Here is a 16,596-nt window from a genome sequence, read left to right as displayed (position 1 = left end):
AGGCTGGATCAATGGCCGCGAGTTCCAAGACTGATTTTAAAACGACCCTGAAACAGCTCTTTACGGCATCCACTGGCCGTTTCGAGGAGGTGGTTCTTCCTCGTTTGAACTTCCTGATGGTAGACGGGCAGGGCGCTCCCGGAACGTCGCAAGCCTATCTCGACGCGCTTGGTGTTCTTTATCCTGCCGCTTACGGCCTCAAATTCTTCAGCAAGCAGGAACTCGGGCGCGATTATGTGGTCCCCCCGATGGAGGGTCTGTGGTGGTCCGAGGACCTCGACGCATTCACTCAGGATCGCCGGGATGAGTGGTGTTGGACCATGATGATCATGGTCCCTAATTGGATATCTGGGGAAGACTTCGCGCGCGCAATGGAGGGCGTTTCGCGCAAGAAGGCTGATCTCGATTTTTCAGCCCTCAGGATGGATTCGCTGGAAGAAGGGCTGTCGTTGCAAAAGCTGCATATCGGCAGCTATGCCGATGAAGCGCCCGTCCTGAAATATTTGCATGATGACCTTATGCCATCGCTTGGGATGACCTTTAACGGTCCGCATCACGAAATATATTTGAGCGACCCGCGTAGAACGCCACCTGAAAAGCTTAGAACTATCCTGAGGCAACCGATAAAACCGGCTTGAGCTAGCTATTTAGTCTTTAGGCGTGCTGCGCAGGATCACCGTTAACTTTGCATCGGTAAGTAGGGAAGCCGCCTTTGGACAGGATCGGGTTTCAGTCGCTGGACCCCCGGCACTTGGGCAGTCATCCTGATCGCATTGGAAACGCTCGGCGTCAGCGCGGGCTCGGGCGAGGATAGCTGCAGGTACATCGCCGTCGGCGCAGACAACGTCTGCTTCTCCCAACAAGCGCGCTTGCTTGAGTGTAAGATCGTCCGGATCATCACTCGCCAAAGTGAAGGCCTCGGCGCGCGCTTCCGGCGCATCTGCTCCGCCGCTAGCCCAGCTTTCAACCTTGGCATGCGATCCCGCATCAAGTGGATCCAGCACGCCGCCTTCGCGCAGTGCCTCGTCGATCACGCGCCGCCGGTCGGTTCCATCGGGATAGTTCAAACGCAGGGCCGGGCGGGCGGCAAAAAGAGCACGAGCAAGTTTGCCCAGTGTTTCGGGCAAAACCCGCTCGAGCCTGAGCCGCACATGTTTCGCAAGGCCAGCTGACGCGCCCCCGGTTCCAACGGCGATAAGCAATGGATTGCGATCCAAAATGCTCGGCGTGGTGAAATCGCACAGTTCAGGTCGATCGACAACATTCACCAGCATACCAGCGCAGCGCAGATTGATCGCCGCCGCTTCACACGCCTTCGCATCGTCATAGGCGACAAAGGCAATCCGCACGCCTTCATCAATCGCACGTTGGATGTCATCGACGACCACGCCGCCCGCGCGTTTCACCAGTCGGCGTTTGGGTTCGGCGGCTTCGCCTTCGCCCAGAACAAGAACCTGTTGACCCGCAATCTGGTGGAACAGCGGCAGGCTTTCCAGTTCAGGCGTTGAACCTGTCATGCGAGCCAGTCCGGTACTCTTTCGGCATCCATGATTGATCCGGCGTCAATCCGGTCTGCGACGACCGCAAACTGGTCGCCATCGACGAGCACCTCGGCAACAAAACCGCGTGAGTTGTAGCTGGAGGCCATCGTCGCGCCATAAGCACCTGCGGTGCGGAACACGGCAAGTTCGCCGCTCTGCAGCGCATCGCACTCGCGGCCCATGGCAAAGGTGTCGCCCGTTTCGCAGATCGGGCCGACGATGTTCGCGGTCATCTCCGCGCCAGTCGGTTCGACCGCTTCGAAATGGTGGTACGCGCCGTAGAGTGCTGGGCGGGCAAGATCGTTCATCGCAGCATCAACAATCACGAACGGATTGTTGAGCCCACGCTTCACGCGAACCACTCGGGTCAGCAATACGCCGGCATTGCCAGCGATCACGCGGCCCGGTTCAAAGATCAGCGCGACGTCCCAATCCTTTGTGACGCGCGCGACCATTTCGCCATATTCTGCCGGAGCGGGCAAAACTTCGCCTTTGCGGTATGGCACACCCAGTCCGCCGCCCAGATCGACATGCGTGATCGTGTGACCGGCTCCGCGCAAAGCCTTTACCAGCGCGCCAAGCTTTTCAAACGCGCGCTCCAGCGGCGCGATCTCGGCAAGCTGGCTGCCAATATGCACCGCAACACCGCGCAAATTCACGCTCGCGTGCGAGGCGAGTTTGCCAAAGATCTGGCCCGCCTGATCGATGGGCACGCCGAATTTGTTATCGGCCTTGCCGGTCGAAATCTTGTCATGCGTGCCCGCATCGACATCGGGATTGATCCGCAGTGCACATTGCGCGACGAGGCCCATCTCAGCGGCGATTTCTGCCAGCTCCAGACCTTCCTCTTCGCTCTCGATGTTAAACTGGCCAATACCCGCTTCCAAAGCGGCAACCAGTTCAGCGGCGGTCTTGCCGACGCCCGAAAACACGATCTTTTCCGGCGCAATACCGGCAGCAAGCGCGCGGCGCATTTCGCCCACGGACACGCAATCCGCGCCGTATCCCTGCTGTTGAAGCACCCTGAGGACCGCAAGGTTCGGATTGGCCTTCACGGCAAAGGCGATCAGCTTGTCCGGTACCGCGTCCAAAGCCTCTCGGAAAACACGCGCATGGCGTTCCAGCGTGGCGCGGGAATAGACATAAACAGGGGTGCCCACCTCGTCCGCGATGCGCGGCAGCGGTACGTCTTCGGCGTGCATCACGCCGTCTTTGAGTGCGAAATGGTCCATTGTCTCGTGTGTCTATTCGGGAGGAAGGTCGAACGGATCATCGCCGCGTTCTTCGGATCGGCGGCGCAGCTCGACGCTGCGCTCCGGAGCGGCGAGAGCATCAAGCTCCAGCAGTTCGTCGGTCGCGGGTTTCTCAGTCGCGCCGTATGGGGCTGGCGGCAAGCTTGTGCCTTCTGTCGGAGCAAGCGGCGCAACGGTTCCGCACGCCGCGAGCGTCAACACCATTCCCAAGCCAATCAAAGTCCGCATTATCAATCCATACCCAATTCTGCGCGGGCGCGCGATACTTGAATACGTACCTGCTTAGGAGCGGTTCCGCCATAGCTTGATCGTGCGGCGACCGATGCATCGACGCTGAGCGCTGCGAACACCCGGTCATCAATGCGCGCATCGATCTCTTTCAAGTCCGTCAAGGGTAGCTCATCCAACGCAACACCGCGACTTTCGGCGAGCTTCACCGCCGCGCCGGTAATGTGGTGTGCCTCGCGAAACGGGATGTCGGCCTCGGTCACCAGCCAATCGGCAAGGTCGGTCGCGGTCGCATAGCCCAGCTCTGCGGCCTGGCGCATCCGGTCTGTCTTGAACGTGCTGTCCGCAACCATTCCGGTCATGGCTGCAATGCTGAGCGCCACAAGACCCGCTGCTTCGAAAACAGGCGGTTTGTCGTCCTGCATGTCCTTTGAATAGGCGAGCGGCAGGCCCTTCATCGTGATCATCAGGGCGGTGCTGCACCCGATCACGCGCCCGGCATGACCGCGGACAAGCTCGGCGGCGTCAGGGTTTTTCTTCTGCGGCATGATCGAACTGCCAGTGGAAAGCGTATCGGGCATGCGCACGAAACCGTATGGCTGGCTCGCCCAGATGATCATTTCCTCCGCCAGACGCGAAAGGTGCAGCGCGCATGTGCTGGCAACATAGAGAAAATCGAGCGCGAAATCGCGGTCCGACACAGCATCAAGCGAGTTTGCCGTCGGTCGGTCAAAGCCAAGTGCTGATGCCGTCATATCGCGGTCAATCGGGAAACCGGTCCCAGCCAGCGCGGCGCTTCCCAGCGGGCTTTCGTTGAGTCGGGCACGCGAATCCGCAATCCGCGAACGATCTCGGCGGATCATCTCGTAGTAGGCGAGTAGATGGTGGCCGAGCGTTACCGGTTGAGCGGTCTGCAAGTGGGTGAAGCCGGGCATAATGCTGTCCGCATGCTCGTCTGCACGCGTTACGAGTGCGCATTGGAGCGCGGCGAGGCCTGCATCCATATCGTCGAGCGCCTCACGCACCCACAGTTTGAAATCGGTCGCCACCTGATCGTTGCGACTGCGCGCGGTGTGCAAACGGCCTGCTGCTGGCCCGACGATTTCCGCGAGCCGCGCTTCGGTTGTCATGTGGATGTCTTCAAGGTCCCAATCTTCTGGAACGCCATCCTTTTCGTATTCAGCGGAAACTTGGTTCAGGCCGTCACGGATCGCCTTGGCATCGGCCTCGCTAACGATCCCTTGCTTTGCGAGCATGGCCACATGCGCCAGTGATCCGGCGATATCCTGCCGCCAAAGCGCTTTGTCAAACGGGATTGAGGCGTTGATTTCGCGCATGATCGCGCTAGGCCCGTCTGCGAACCGGCCGCCCCACATCGCATTCGATTGGGTGCTTTCTTGCGCGCTGGAAGTCTTGGAGGTTTCGCTCATGATCCGGTCTTTGCTCATTCTCGCCGCATCGGCGTGTGTTCTTGTCGGGTGCGATAGTGAGCTGGAAGACCTTTCGCAACGGGCGGAAGAGGCTGTTGGCCCGAGCTATACGCCGCCGCCGCCCCCGCTGCCCGGTCAGATTGTGCGTTTCAAAGAAGGGACCGAGCTGCCTGAGCTGACTTTCCGCGATCCATCAGGGGCAACATTGAACACCGCCGATCTGAAGGGCACGCCAGTTTTGCTCAACCTGTGGGCCACATGGTGCGCGCCATGCGTGATCGAAATGCCGACATTGGACGCGCTCGGCACCGCGCTTGAAGGCGAAGTGAAAATTCTCACTGTGAGTCAGGATGTCCGCGGGGCCGATGTGGTCGCGCCATTCTTCGCGCAGCGTGAATTCGTCAATCTTGAACAATGGCTCGATCCCGATGCGCAGCTGAACCAAGCACTGAACGAAGAGGGGCTGATGCCGGTCACAATCCTGTTCGATGCCGATGGCAAAGAGGTTTTGCGCGTTGCAGGAGGGTATGAATGGGATTCGGAAGAGGCCATTGCCGCAATACGAGAAGCGCTGTCTGACTAGAGCAGCGCCGATTATCGCGAATGTTCAGGGAAACGTGGTGGGCGATGACAGGCTCGAACTGCCGACCCTCTCGGTGTAAACGAGATGCTCTACCAACTGAGCTAATCGCCCCACGTTGTCTTGCTCATAGCTGAGCGAGAGAGCGCTATCTAGCGGCAAAAGATTCAAAATCAATCGCTGATGTGGTGGAAAATGCACTTCACGGGTAAAGGCGCACCGTATGAGCACCCCAAATCTTCTCGTTTTGGCCACCGGAGGCACCATCGCAGGCGCTGCCGATTCGGCCACACGCCACGATTATCGCCCTGGCCAGATTGGCATTGATGACTTTTTGAACCGAGTCGAAGAGCTGGGCATCGAAGCGAACCTGACCGGAAAACAGATCGCCAATATCGGCTCGGAAGATATGTCGCCCGCAATTTGGAAAGACCTGCATAGGGCTGCCGCAGCGGGAATCGCCGATCCATCATGCGATGGCATCATCATCACGCACGGCACCGATACGGTTGAGGAAACGGCTTTTCTGCTTGATGTCACGCTGCCGACCACAAAGCCCGTTGTGCTGGTGGGAGCGATGCGCCCCGCGACAGCTGTGGGTTATGACGGGCTGCGCAACTTTGCCAATGCGATGCGGGTGGCCAGCGATCCCCATGCAGCGGGTCGCGGCGTATTGGTGGTGATGGGCGACCGTGTGTTTGCTGCGCGAGATATTCGCAAAAATCGCACACGCGGAACTGACGCATTCGCAGGCTTTCCGCGTGATGCTGTTGGTCTGGTCACGCCGAGCGCGCTCGACTGGTTCGGCGCGCCGTGGCGCAGCGACGAGGCGGCGCGGTTCAAATTCAGCACCAATCTGCCAGATGTGCCGGTGCTATTCATCCATGCCGGCATCACGCCTGATTATGTCGACCGGCTGGTGACGCCCGAAACACGCGGGATCATCGTCTGCGGGGTGGGTGAGGGCAATATGCCCGATCCGGTTCGTCAGCGCCTTGTGGAGCTGTGCAAGGAGGGTCTGCATGTGGTGCGGGCCAGCCGCTTGGGTGAAGGTCTGGTCGACCGCGAACCGGAAGACGACGTGAACGGCTTCGTCGCCGCGCGCGCTCTAGGCGCGGCAAAAGCGCGCATCCTGCTGCAATTGCTGGTCGCAGCGGGCATTTCCGATCCCGCCGCAATCCAGATTGAGTTTGACCGGCGCTAACCGGTCAAATCTGCAGCTTACTCAAAAGTCGAAGTTTGATCCTGAGCGTCAATCCGCGCCTGCACTTTACGGGCACCGCGCACTTCCATGATACCAACGAGGATCGCTCCGGGTAGATAGGTCGCGAAACCGAGCATCGTATCCCTGCTCATCCAGTAGAGCAGGGCTGCGAGGAAATAGGCCGCGATTGTCGCAAGGATTTTCCCGTTGAGCGGGTTTTCCATGAAGCGGCTTGTGATCGCCCAATCGATGATCCCTTGCAGCACCCAGACTGCAAGGAAACCACCAATTATCATTGCGGCGATCAGCACCATCTTTGCGCTCCCGCGACCTGCCTAGTCGATCAGCCCCAAGGCGTGACGAGATATTTCTCGCCGGTTTTCATCTGGCGATAGTCCGTGATCGCTTCCTTAGTCAGCATGCCTTCCAGATCGACTTTCGCTTTATAGCTGGAGGCGAATGTGGAGCCGAGGTTCTGCTGAACGCGGGTGCGCATCTTCACGACTGTTTCCATGCCCGCTTTCGCGAGGAACGGTGTGAGCAGCCAGCCAGAGACAGTCCATTGCAGACCGTAAGACGGGGTCAGGATGGTCGGGTTTTGGAGGTCCAGACGGCCATACTGGTACATCTTCTTGTCCTGGTTCGAACCGTAGCGCGAATATTCTTCCATCTGGCTGGAGGCGACTTGCTCCATCGCTTTCAGCACGTGATCGGTGTTCTGACCGCCGCCAATCGGGTCAAAGCCCAGGAACGCACCGGTCTCTTTGATCGCCGCACGAAGCTGCTTCATGTAATCATCGTCAGACGAGTTCACGACATAAGTCGCGCCCTGGCTTTTCAGCAGATCGACATGCTCCTGCTTGCGCACGATGTTGACGAGCTTCATGCCGTCTTCTTGGCAAATCTTGTTGAGCATCTGACCAAGGTTCGATGCCGCAGCGAGGTGCACAATGGCGTCGTGACCTTCCATCTTCGCGGTTTCGACAAAACCAAGCGCTGTCATCGGGTTCACAAAGCTGGATGCGCCTTCTTCGGCGGTGTGGTCGCCCAGCGGCAGGCACATCATGGCATCCGCGATGGCGTACTGGCTGAATGCGTTGCCGGGCACGCAAGCGACCCGCTGACCCATAAGAGCTTTCGCCATGTCGCCGTCGCCTGTTGCAACAACGGTGCCTGCGCCTTCGTTACCGGCTGGCAGACGCTGACCGTGGCGGCCACGCTGTCCCGAAAGGAACGGCTCCGGCATGGTCGCGACAACTTTGCCCGCTGAATATTCGGCATTGTCGAAATCGGCTGCACTGGTCAGGATCGCGAGGTCGGACGGGTTGATCGGCGCGCCTTCCATTTTGACGAGCACTTGGTTGCCGGTTGGCTCCGGGAAAGTCTCTTCGCTGATTTCGAGGGTGAGTTTGCCATCCGCGCTGAGCGTCGAGAAAAGCTGTTTGCCGGTCGTTGTCATTATCCGTCTCCTGTAAATGCGTTGCAGTCGAGCTAGGACACCGCTGCCCGCATTACTAGGGTGACGTTAGGTCAAGTATCGCCTTCAGCGTCCTTTTCACGCGGTATCAATTCGACGAGCAACACCATGAGAGCCCAGACGGCCAGCGTCGGTTGCAGCTTTGGCACTCTTGCGAGTTTGAAGAAGTCCTCGGCGATATACGGAAAAGCAACGATGGTGGCGGCTGTCAGGACGATATAGAACAGTTTGTACTCGCTCTGGCTGAGATACAGGATCATCACCACAACCGCCGCGCTGAGCATCAGGAGTGCTACGAAATCGCGGACAGGCAGGCCTTCTCCGCCAACGAGGACGAAGCCCAGCACTGCTCCGAATACGATATTGATCCCGTCGACATTGGCTTTGTATTCGCCATCGGTGATCCGATAGCTCGGCGGCATCTTATACCATTTCGACATCTTACTTTTGCCCCTCCGGATAGATTGCCTCGACAAAATAGAGACCATGCGGCGGCGCATTCATGCCCAGCGCCTGACGGTCACGGGCCTCCAAAGCCTCCGCAATTCGCTCTTCCTGCCACGTGCCTTGACCCACCAGTTTCAAGCAGCCGACCATTGAGCGGACTTGATGGTGGAGGAAACTGCGTGCTTCCGCGTGGATATGGATTTCCGGCCCGAACAGACCCTCGACCCGCTCGACATCCAGCCGGTCCAGCGTCTTCACTGGGTCTTTCGCCTGGCACATGGTGGAGCGGAACGTGGTGAAATCGTGCAAGCCGACAAGCGACTGCGCTGCGCGGTGCATTGCCTCTGCGTCAAGTTGGGGCACGACTTGCCAAACGCGATTCTTAGCCAATGCGGCGGGCGCGCGGCGGTTGGATATGCGATAGAGGTATCGCCGCCCGATACAGGAAAAGCGCGAGTGCCATTCCTCGCTCACGATCTCGCAGCGGTTCACGCCGATGGGGTTTGGGCGCAGCTGCGCATTCACCGCCTCCATCAGACGGAACGGGGTCAAGTCTTTCTCGATATCGACATGGCTGACCATGGCCATCGCATGCACACCAGCATCGGTCCGGCCGGAGGAAAGAAGAGTCACTTCCTCGCCCGTCACCTTGAACAGGGCCTCCTCGATCGCCTGCTGGACGCTTGGCCCATGCTTCTGGCGCTGGAGCCCCTGAAATGGCGTGCCGTCAAATTCGTATGTGAGCGCGAAGCGGGTCAATCGATTTGCGTCCCTTGCGGAACGGCTCGCCCTCGCAGGAAGTCTTCTGAGCTCATTGCGGGTTTTCCGGCGCGTTGCAGGCGCAGCGGACGGATGGCTCCGGTACCGCAGGCTATGGAGAGTGCATCGTCGAGCACTGTTCCAGCCTCGCCGGAGCCCTTAACCTGCTCTGCCGCGAGCAGTTTGATCCGCTCGCCTTCCAGCGCGAACCATGCACCGGGAAACGGGGCGAGGCCTTGCACATGGCGCACCAGCTCGCTTGCCGGACGGCTCCAGTCGATCCGTGCTTCGGCTTTGTCGATCTTTGGCGCGTAAGTGGTGTCGCCGTCGTCCTGCGGCTCGGCTTTGTAGCTGTCGAGATCAGCAAGCACTTCCACCATCGCGCCTGCACCAAGTTCGGCGAGCTCTGCCGTCAAATCGCCGGTCGTCTTGTTGGCGATCGAAGTGCGCACGATATGCAACATTGGCCCAGTATCCAAACCAGCCTCCATCTGCATGATGGTAACACCGGTCTCCTCATCGCCCGCCATAATCGCTCGGTGGATCGGCGCGGCACCGCGCCAGCGCGGTAGGATCGAGGCGTGGATGTTGAGGCAGCCATGCGTCGGTGCATCGAGCACCGCTTGCGGCAATATAAGACCATAGGCCGCAACCACCGCGACATCGGCATTCAGCGCAGCAAAGTCGGTCTGCGCGGTCTCATTACGCAGCGATTTTGGGGATCGCACCTCCAGCCCGAGCGCCTCTGCCTTCGCCTGCACAGGGGAGGGACGCAGCTTCTTACCCCGTCCTGCCGGTCGCGGCGGCTGCGTGTATACACACACGATCTCATGCCCCGCTTCATGCAGCGCAGCGAGCGCAGGCACCGCAAAATCGGGCGTTCCCATAAAAATTATGCGCATGACAGGTCGCGTCGGCCTTTCTCGTTTCCGCTGCAGCCCCTATCTCTACCCCCATGGCATCGCAAGAGATCGAAGCGCTTTCGGGCGTATTGGCCCGTCTGCCGGGGCTGGGACCGCGCAGCGCGCGGCGTGCGGTGCTGTGGCTGGTCAAGAACCGCGAACAGGCGCTGCCTGCATTGCTCGAAGCGTTGGATGCCGTTTCCGAGACGCTGGTCGAGTGCGAAACATGCGGCAATGTCGACACCAGCAATCCGTGCGGCATCTGCGCCGATCCGCGCCGAGATGTGAAATCGCTTTGCGTGGTGGAGGATGTCGCGGATGTCTGGGCGCTGGACCGCGCGCGGCTGTTTCAAGGCCGCTATCATGTGCTGGGCGGCAGATTGTCGGCGCTGGACGGGGTTGCACCCGAAGACCTCAATATCGCCACCCTGCTGGACCGAGTGTCTGGCGGTGAAGTCGATGAAGTCGTACTCGCCATGAACGCCACCCTCGAAGGGCAAACGACCGCGCATTACCTTGCCGAGCGGCTGGAAGTGCACAATGTCCGCATAACACAGCTGGCGCACGGCCTGCCGGTAGGCGGAGAGCTGGATTATCTCGACGAAGGAACGCTGGCACAGGCGCTAAGGGCGCGGAGACCCGTTGGATAGTTCGATTACTCAAATCGAACCAACGCGCTTGCGGGGCGTATCCCCACGCACTAAATACATCACATGGCTATTCGCGAAATCCTTGAAGTTCCGGATCCCCGGCTCAAAACCGTATCCGTTCCCGTCGAAGCAGACGAGTTCAACGACGATCTCAAAACGCTCGTCGAGGACATGTTTGAAACCATGTATGACGCGCCGGGCATTGGTCTGGCGGCGATACAGGTGGGCGTCCCCAAACGGGTGCTGGTGATCGATCTTCAACCCGAAGACCCCGATGCCGAGCCGGTCGAGTGCGACCACGATCATGGGCATGACGGCCATGCGCATACGCACCAGCCGACCAAGAATGAGCCGCGCGTTTTCATCAATCCAGTGATTGTCGATCCGGCAGATGAGCTGTCGACCTACCAGGAAGGCTGCCTGTCCGTCCCTGAGGTGTATGCCGATGTGGATCGCCCCGCGACCTGCAAGGTGAAATACCAAGACCTCGAGGGCAATACCCATGAGGAAAGCCTCGAAGGTTTGCTCGCGACGTGCTTGCAGCACGAAATGGACCACCTCGAAGGTATCCTCTTTATCGACCATCTCAGCCGCTTGAAGCGCAGCATGGCCTTGAAGAAGCTGAAGAAGATCCGTCAGGCTGCGTAGTTTTCGCTTTCCACAGATCAGAATCTAGCGATGTTGGATTCGTGCAAGCCCTATGATACGTTCGCTCTCTGTTCTTAGTGATGGAGGTGCTCTTGATTTGATGGCACGCCGTGGGGCGAATAATACCAACATAAGGCTGGGTTCTGACAAACCGCCTCGGATCAGACATTTGTGGTGAACCGCATTTATGTGGTGAGAGACACAAGTTCCCCGAGCAATCTTAGAATTTGGCTATCCAGAAGCGCTAAGCATAGGAGAGTGGCATGTATCTGCCGCCCCATGTGGTGCGTCCGAGTTTTGGCCTTTGGTACTGGGTTCTGTTGTCATCCGGCGACACGAAATGTGTGCACCAATCTCCATTCGGGTTCGATACCGAGGACGAGGCAAGGGCTGATTTCACTTGGCATTTCGGTAAGTCATAGAGACTCACCAAGCTAAGACTGACGCGAGGTGGCGGGGCGCAACCGTCACCTCCACAGTCGCAAGGAAATTTGATGGATACGACAGTTGTTGGTTTAGGGGCACTTATTGTCGGTCTTGCAATCGGCATGGGGACAGTGTGGTTCTTTGCTTCACGGCCTGTAGCGGACTTACGCGAACGACTGGAAACGCGCGAAGGCGAGTTCAAGGCCGCCATCGCCGAACTGGGTGATGCGCAGGTGAAACTGTCCGCCGCGCAGGAACGCGCTAGTCGCGCCGATGCGCTGGCCGCTGAGCTCGAATCCGCGCGAGAACAAAACGCCGCGTTCAAGGCTGAGCGCGCTGGCTTTGCCGAACAGAAAAAGCTGCTCGAGGAATCGCGTGACAAGCTGCTCAAGGAATTTGAAAACACCGGTGCTCAGGTGCTTGGCAAAGCGCAGGAGGCGTTTCTGCGCCGCGCGGATGAGCGCTTCAAGCAGTCCGAGGAAACCGGCGAGCAGAAGATCAAGGCGTTGCTCAATCCGGTGGGCGAGCGGCTGGAGAAATACGAGAAACAGGTCGAAACGCTGGAGAAACAGCGTGTTGATGCGTTCGGCCAGCTAAACGGTCTGATCCAGTCTATGCGCGAAGGGCAGGAAGAGGTCCGGCGCGAGGCGCAGCGGCTCGGCAATTCATTGACCAATGCGCCCAAGGCGCGCGGGCGTTGGGGAGAGCGGGCGTTGCAAAATCTGCTCGAGCAATGCGGGCTCGCAGAACACACCGATTTCATGATGGAGCATTCGGTTGATACCGAGGAAGGGCGACTGCGCCCCGATGCAATCATCAATGTGCCCGGCCAGAAGAAGCTGGTGATCGATTCCAAAGTCTCGCTCAACGCCTATCAGGCCGCGTTCGAGGCCGATGATGACGATACGCGCGATTTCCAATTGAAATCCCACGCCAAAAGTATGCGCAATCATGTTCAGACTCTGGGGGCAAAGAGCTACCAGAGCCAGTTCGAGGAAGCGCCCGATTACGTCATCATGTTCATCCCGGGTGAGCATTTTGTGACAGCCGCCTTGGATGCCGATCCGACATTGTGGGATTTCGCATTCGAGCGCCGCGTGCTGCTTGCGACGCCCACCAACCTTGTCGCTATCGCGCGAACTGTTGCGCAGGTCTGGCGGCAGGATGGACTTGCCAAAGAAGCCCAGGAAATCGGCCGGATGGGCGCGGAGCTCTATGATCGACTGCGCGTAGCGGGCGAGCATTTGAAGCGCGTCGGTGGCGGGTTGGATAGCGCGGTTAAAAACTACAACAAGTTTGTAGGCAGCTTTGAGCGCAACGTGCTGTCATCGGGCAAGCGCCTTGCAGAGAAGGGCATCGAAATCGGCAAGGCCGAGATCGAAGAAGTGCCTTTGGTAGAGAGCACTCCGAACTACAACGCTGCAGATGCCGACGATGCCAGTGCGATCGAGGACAAGCGAGACGCGGCGGAATGAATTTTGACCGCCGGCCTGCGCGAATTGGAGGCATTGCCTAAGAAGCCAGGTGATTGACCAGAGCTCAAGCAAAGCTCTGAATACCAATACTGCGAACCGCTCAAGTTGGTACACTTCTCAATTGGTTAACTCGATTGACGTGTGGTGTGATGCTGATACCAGCCCCTTTCCTATTTTAGGAATTGACACATTTGGAGGGGTCAAAATGAAGAAATCAATCGCAATTACAGCCGCACTTTCGAGTGCTCTTCTGCTCAGCGCATGTGGCGGAGCAGCCGAAGAAACCGATGCGACTGCAACTGAAGAAGCAATCGAAGAAACAGCTGCTGCTGAAGATTGCACCGAAGACACCATGGTCGCAAAAGCTACCGAGCTTGGCGAAAAAATGCAGGGCCTCGCGAGCGATCCGGAAGCAATGCAGGAAATGGCTGCAAAGATGACTGAAATCCAAGAAAAAGTAACCGCCGGTGCCGCTGATGGCTCCTTCGGCGTTGCTGAAGCTTGTGCAGCTTATGACGAGCTGCTTGCTGCTTAATTGCTGACAAACATTGCAGCCTATCAGCGCAGACATCCTGCGTTGGTAGGCTTGCGATGTTGCCATTCTAACCAACGGTTTTGACCCGCCGCCGTATAAGGGCGTGTCAGCTACACCTTCTTGAAATTGAACGCTGCGTTTAGGGCAAACACTGCCAACCCGGCGAAAACGGATACGATCACCCGCGCAACGAGATAGTTTATCGCGGTGTATTCTGTGAGTATCCAGAACAGCCCGACCGTCACGGCAAGGCCGACAAGGGCGTTTATGATAAACAGCAGATAACCGGTCGAAACTTTCCGATCGGACCCTGCAAATATCCATGTTCTGCCGAATACATAATGGATCGAGTTCGCGATCAGAAAGCTGATCGCGGTCGCAAGAACCGGGTCAACGCCCGCCATTTCCACTAACAGCCACAACACGCCCAAACCGACGATGAAGACGCCGGTGCTGACGACCGTATTGCGGACCAACATGCCGCCTGCGCGGCGCGTGAAGAAGCGAGAAATCATAGTCTTTTGAATGCGATAATCTTGCAGACCGTTTTAGGCGCTAACAGCGCTGCGTAGGGCAGGGCGCGGGTTATTCTCGCCCGCATCGCGCCATTCGGTGCGGCGCGGCGCGCCAAACCACAGGAACAGCAGGGGCAGCTTGATGAAGAGCAGTTCTGAATGGATCATCCGGTCAATCCAGCGTTCGCGGCTGCTCGGTTGGCGCCGCGCGTTTTTGGCCAGCCAATCATCGTAAGGTTCGAAATGGCTAGGTTCATCAATATGCACCACTTCAAAAATGCGTTTGAGGGCTTTGTCCGAATTCACTAGCGGATGATCAAGCAGGATATCCACCTGCTTCAAACCGCGTTTCTCGGTCAGTGAAATGACCCGGCAGAGCCGCTCGAACAAATCATCGCTCGCAATGATCGCATCGGTATCGAGATCATCGATAGAGGTGCCGAAGGTAATTTCGATAAAGCGATCAATGTGGCCAAATGTCCGGTCGACCGCGATTGGCTTTTTGCCCTGCAATTCAAACCAGCGCTTGAACATCACGTAGTGCTTGCGCTCATCCGCGCGGTGTTTCTCGACTGCGGCGATGAACTCGGTTGCTTCGGGATGCTTACGCCGCACGGCCTCTAGAACACGATCAAGCGCGGTGTAGCCGCGATGCTCATTGTAAATGTAGATCGACCCAAGAATATCGAGATAGCGGCGTGTGAACCATGCTTTCATGGGGCATGAATACTACGAACGCAGAGGGGAGTCACTTTCTTCGCTTCCGTCCGTCTCAACCTCTGCTCAATTCAGGCGTCTTTTGGTCGCTCAGTTTCTCCGCAGGCATAGGACTTAACGATGGCCCGGCGATACATTGGGTCGGTTAACTCGCCGTCGCGGATGTCTTTATCGGCGAACGGAATTTGCTCGCCCGCAGGATCGCGGACAATCACATTGTGTGTCCACTTGATCTTGTAGGCGTGAGCGACTTGCTCATCGGCGAACTCGGTTTCACCGGTCAAAGGGTAATACTCAAACGGCCACGGCTTTCGAAGTTCGCAGCAATCGGGATAATCTGCGAAGTACAACTCGGCCAAATCACGCGGTGAAATATTGGGTTGATCTGCAATCTTGCGAGCGCGGAACTGGCTATAATGTTTCAAGCGCGTCTTATACATTTCGCGCACTTCAATCGCGATTAAAGCGTTGATAATCCGTTCTTGCTTGGTCACTCGCCGCCGCTCTTCGGCGCAAAAATCCTCTGGCAATTCGGGTATCTCGTTGCAGCCCAGGAGTAAGGCTATCAGGCCAATGCCGAGGATTTTTCGAGATGGGCGCACCAGTGGTTGCTTTCAAAAACCGGACCGGCGGGAACAATGGACGTTGCCGATTAACAGTTGCTTACAGCGCTAAAGAGATCGGCGTCGCGTCCCAATTCTTACTGATCTGGCATGTAGCCCCTACAGATTGTCCAGCACTTCATAGGCCAGCACTGCGCCTGCTATGGCTGCGTTCAGGCTGTCGGCACGTCCGCGCATTGGCATGGTTACGCGCAGGTCACATTCGGCTTCGTACGCTTCGGGCAGCCCCTGCGATTCATTGCCGACCAAGATGAAGCACGGCGCGGCATAGGGCGCTGCGCGATAGGGGACCGCGTCGCGCAAAGACGCTGCGACCAATTGACCAGAACCGCTTCGCAACCACGGCACGAAATCTTCCCAGCGTGCCTGTGCAACGGATTGTGTGAACACCGCGCCCATACTTGCGCGCACGGCTTCGGCGCTGAACGGATCGGCGCAATCGTCGATCAGGATCAGTCCGCCAGCGCCCACCGCGTCTCCGGTACGCAGCATTGTGCCAAGATTGCCCGGATCGCGCAGAGCCTGTGCGACCAGCCAGATTTGCGCAGCGTCGCGGTTCAGATGTTCAAGGCCGGTGTCCCATTCGTCAAATACGCCAACAACGCTTTGGGAATTCGATTTGCCGGTGATCTTGGTGAGAATGTCGGGAGTGGTTTCGATGACCTCCCCGCCAGCCGCATCGACGTCTGCTTCGAGCCGGTCGATAAGTGGGTGGGGATCGCGGCCTTCAGCCATCACTATCTGGCGCGGCAACCGGCCGCCTTCGCGCGCATCCTCCAGCAAACGCAAGCCCTCGACCAGAAACTGGCCGGCGCGCTTGCGGTGCTTCTTGTCCCTTAGTGACCGCAGATACTTGACGGTCGGGTTGGAAAATCCGGTGATCTGCCTGCGCATCAGTGTCTGCGTTAATCTTCGCCGAACCCGTCTTCGATCAAGCCCACGAGCTGACCCAGAACGCCCTCTGCATTGTCGCCTGAGACGATGACATCAACGCTGTCGCCTTTGGCGGCACCTAGCATCATTAGGCCGAGGATTGACCCGCCTGCGGCATCATTCGCATCCTTTGCAACGCGTACTGAAACGCCCTCTGGCAATTCCGCCACTGCACCGACGAACTTGGCGCTCGCGCGGGCATGGAGGCCGCGTTTGTTGACGATGGTGACGGTTTGGCGAAGTTCGCTCATTG

Annotated in this window: 22 protein-coding genes and 1 tRNA gene; 8 read left to right on the top strand and 15 right to left on the bottom strand. The window is 58.2% G+C overall.

Annotated elements, in window-relative coordinates; translation table 11 throughout:
* Nucleotides 1–11: 11 nt before the first annotated feature.
* On the top strand, nt 12–638 hold the full coding sequence (locus tag MWU39_RS09845; protein ID WP_247159814.1) for a GyrI-like domain-containing protein: 627 nt from the start codon (nt 12–14) through the stop codon (nt 636–638).
* Between the two features lie 9 nt (nt 639–647).
* Here MWU39_RS09845 and MWU39_RS09840 read toward each other — a convergent pair whose 3' ends face one another.
* The 4 genes from MWU39_RS09840 to argH are packed head-to-tail and all read right to left on the bottom strand — an operon-like array spanning nt 648 to nt 4,398.
* Complete coding sequence (locus MWU39_RS09840) at nt 648–1,517, bottom strand: bifunctional precorrin-2 dehydrogenase/sirohydrochlorin ferrochelatase (protein ID WP_247159813.1); 870 nt, start codon at nt 1,515–1,517, stop codon at nt 648–650.
* Nucleotides 1,514–2,773, bottom strand: a complete 1,260-nt coding sequence (gene lysA / locus MWU39_RS09835; protein ID WP_247159812.1) for a diaminopimelate decarboxylase — start codon at nt 2,771–2,773, stop codon at nt 1,514–1,516. Before lysA ends, MWU39_RS09840 begins: the two co-directional genes overlap by 4 nt.
* A gap of 12 nt (nt 2,774–2,785) precedes the next feature.
* Nucleotides 2,786–3,022, bottom strand: coding sequence for a hypothetical protein (locus tag MWU39_RS09830; RefSeq protein ID WP_247159811.1), 237 nt, complete (start codon nt 3,020–3,022; stop codon nt 2,786–2,788).
* A 2-nt stretch (nt 3,023–3,024) separates the two neighbouring features.
* Nucleotides 3,025–4,398 carry an argininosuccinate lyase gene (gene argH / locus MWU39_RS09825; RefSeq protein WP_247160358.1) on the bottom strand — a complete coding sequence of 458 codons (1,374 nt, stop codon included), beginning with the start codon at nt 4,396–4,398 and terminating at the stop codon, nt 3,025–3,027.
* Between the two features lie 52 nt (nt 4,399–4,450).
* Between argH and MWU39_RS09820 the strand changes: the two genes are divergently transcribed.
* A complete protein-coding gene (locus MWU39_RS09820; RefSeq protein WP_247159810.1) occupies nt 4,451–5,035 on the top strand; it encodes a TlpA disulfide reductase family protein in 585 nt (194 codons plus the stop codon).
* 35 nt (nt 5,036–5,070) lie between these two features.
* Here MWU39_RS09820 and MWU39_RS09815 read toward each other — a convergent pair.
* Nucleotides 5,071–5,146 (bottom strand) — tRNA-Val (locus tag MWU39_RS09815).
* A 109-nt stretch (nt 5,147–5,255) separates the two neighbouring features.
* On the opposite strand from MWU39_RS09815, the gene MWU39_RS09810 reads away from it, so the two are divergent.
* A complete protein-coding gene (locus tag MWU39_RS09810; protein WP_247159809.1) occupies nt 5,256–6,236 on the top strand; it encodes an asparaginase in 981 nt (326 codons plus the stop codon).
* Nucleotides 6,237–6,253: 17 nt separating this feature from the next.
* Here the strand turns inward: MWU39_RS09810 and MWU39_RS09805 are convergent, their stop codons facing one another.
* The 5 genes from MWU39_RS09805 to fmt all read right to left on the bottom strand — a co-directional run bounded on the left by MWU39_RS09805 (nt 6,254) and on the right by fmt (nt 9,821).
* Nucleotides 6,254–6,550 (bottom strand): hypothetical protein, encoded by a 297-nt coding sequence (locus tag MWU39_RS09805; protein ID WP_247159808.1) that lies wholly within the window; start codon nt 6,548–6,550, stop codon nt 6,254–6,256.
* 29 nt (nt 6,551–6,579) lie between these two features.
* The gene (locus MWU39_RS09800) at nt 6,580–7,695 is read right to left on the bottom strand and encodes a zinc-binding dehydrogenase (RefSeq protein WP_247159807.1); all 1,116 of its coding nucleotides are present in this window, start codon (nt 7,693–7,695) and stop codon (nt 6,580–6,582) included.
* A gap of 71 nt (nt 7,696–7,766) precedes the next feature.
* Nucleotides 7,767–8,153 carry a hypothetical protein gene (locus MWU39_RS09795; RefSeq protein WP_247159806.1) on the bottom strand — a complete coding sequence of 129 codons (387 nt, stop codon included), beginning with the start codon at nt 8,151–8,153 and terminating at the stop codon, nt 7,767–7,769.
* Between the two features lies 1 nt (nt 8,154).
* Nucleotides 8,155–8,919: a tRNA pseudouridine(38-40) synthase TruA gene (truA, locus tag MWU39_RS09790; protein ID WP_247159805.1), complete on the bottom strand. Its 765-nt coding sequence runs from the start codon at nt 8,917–8,919 to the stop codon at nt 8,155–8,157.
* Nucleotides 8,916–9,821 (bottom strand): methionyl-tRNA formyltransferase, encoded by a 906-nt coding sequence (gene fmt, locus MWU39_RS09785; protein WP_247159804.1) that lies wholly within the window; start codon nt 9,819–9,821, stop codon nt 8,916–8,918. Before fmt ends, truA begins: the two co-directional genes overlap by 4 nt.
* A gap of 53 nt (nt 9,822–9,874) precedes the next feature.
* Between fmt and recR the strand changes: the two genes are divergently transcribed.
* The 5 genes from recR to MWU39_RS09760 all read left to right on the top strand — a co-directional run bounded on the left by recR (nt 9,875) and on the right by MWU39_RS09760 (nt 13,555).
* Nucleotides 9,875–10,471 carry a recombination mediator RecR gene (recR, locus tag MWU39_RS09780; RefSeq protein WP_247159803.1) on the top strand — a complete coding sequence of 199 codons (597 nt, stop codon included), beginning with the start codon at nt 9,875–9,877 and terminating at the stop codon, nt 10,469–10,471.
* Nucleotides 10,472–10,534: 63 nt separating this feature from the next.
* On the top strand, nt 10,535–11,119 hold the full coding sequence (def, locus tag MWU39_RS09775) for a peptide deformylase (RefSeq protein WP_247159802.1): 585 nt from the start codon (nt 10,535–10,537) through the stop codon (nt 11,117–11,119).
* Between the two features lie 263 nt (nt 11,120–11,382).
* Nucleotides 11,383–11,541 (top strand): hypothetical protein, encoded by a 159-nt coding sequence (locus MWU39_RS09770; RefSeq protein WP_247159801.1) that lies wholly within the window; start codon nt 11,383–11,385, stop codon nt 11,539–11,541.
* Between the two features lie 72 nt (nt 11,542–11,613).
* Nucleotides 11,614–13,020: a DNA recombination protein RmuC gene (rmuC, locus tag MWU39_RS09765; protein WP_247159800.1), complete on the top strand. Its 1,407-nt coding sequence runs from the start codon at nt 11,614–11,616 to the stop codon at nt 13,018–13,020.
* Nucleotides 13,021–13,069: 49 nt separating this feature from the next.
* A complete protein-coding gene (locus MWU39_RS09760) occupies nt 13,070–13,555 on the top strand; it encodes a hypothetical protein (RefSeq protein WP_247159799.1) in 486 nt (161 codons plus the stop codon).
* A gap of 110 nt (nt 13,556–13,665) precedes the next feature.
* Here MWU39_RS09760 and MWU39_RS09755 read toward each other — a convergent pair whose 3' ends face one another.
* From MWU39_RS09755 to MWU39_RS09735, 5 genes are all read right to left on the bottom strand, one after another.
* The gene (locus MWU39_RS09755; RefSeq protein WP_247159798.1) at nt 13,666–14,070 is read right to left on the bottom strand and encodes a GtrA family protein; all 405 of its coding nucleotides are present in this window, start codon (nt 14,068–14,070) and stop codon (nt 13,666–13,668) included.
* 33 nt (nt 14,071–14,103) lie between these two features.
* Nucleotides 14,104–14,787: a ferritin-like domain-containing protein gene (locus MWU39_RS09750; protein WP_247159797.1), complete on the bottom strand. Its 684-nt coding sequence runs from the start codon at nt 14,785–14,787 to the stop codon at nt 14,104–14,106.
* A 71-nt stretch (nt 14,788–14,858) separates the two neighbouring features.
* Nucleotides 14,859–15,281, bottom strand: coding sequence for a hypothetical protein (locus tag MWU39_RS09745; protein WP_247159796.1), 423 nt, complete (start codon nt 15,279–15,281; stop codon nt 14,859–14,861).
* Between the two features lie 228 nt (nt 15,282–15,509).
* Nucleotides 15,510–16,304, bottom strand: a complete 795-nt coding sequence (locus tag MWU39_RS09740; protein ID WP_247159795.1) for an RNA methyltransferase — start codon at nt 16,302–16,304, stop codon at nt 15,510–15,512.
* 11 nt (nt 16,305–16,315) lie between these two features.
* Complete coding sequence (locus MWU39_RS09735) at nt 16,316–16,594, bottom strand: HPr family phosphocarrier protein (protein ID WP_247159794.1); 279 nt, start codon at nt 16,592–16,594, stop codon at nt 16,316–16,318.
* Nucleotides 16,595–16,596: the final 2 nt, after the last annotated feature.

This window comes from Erythrobacter sp. F6033 (assembly GCF_023016005.1).
Lineage (GTDB): Bacteria > Pseudomonadota > Alphaproteobacteria > Sphingomonadales > Sphingomonadaceae > Erythrobacter.
This window is presented reverse-complemented; position numbering and strand designations above follow the sequence as displayed.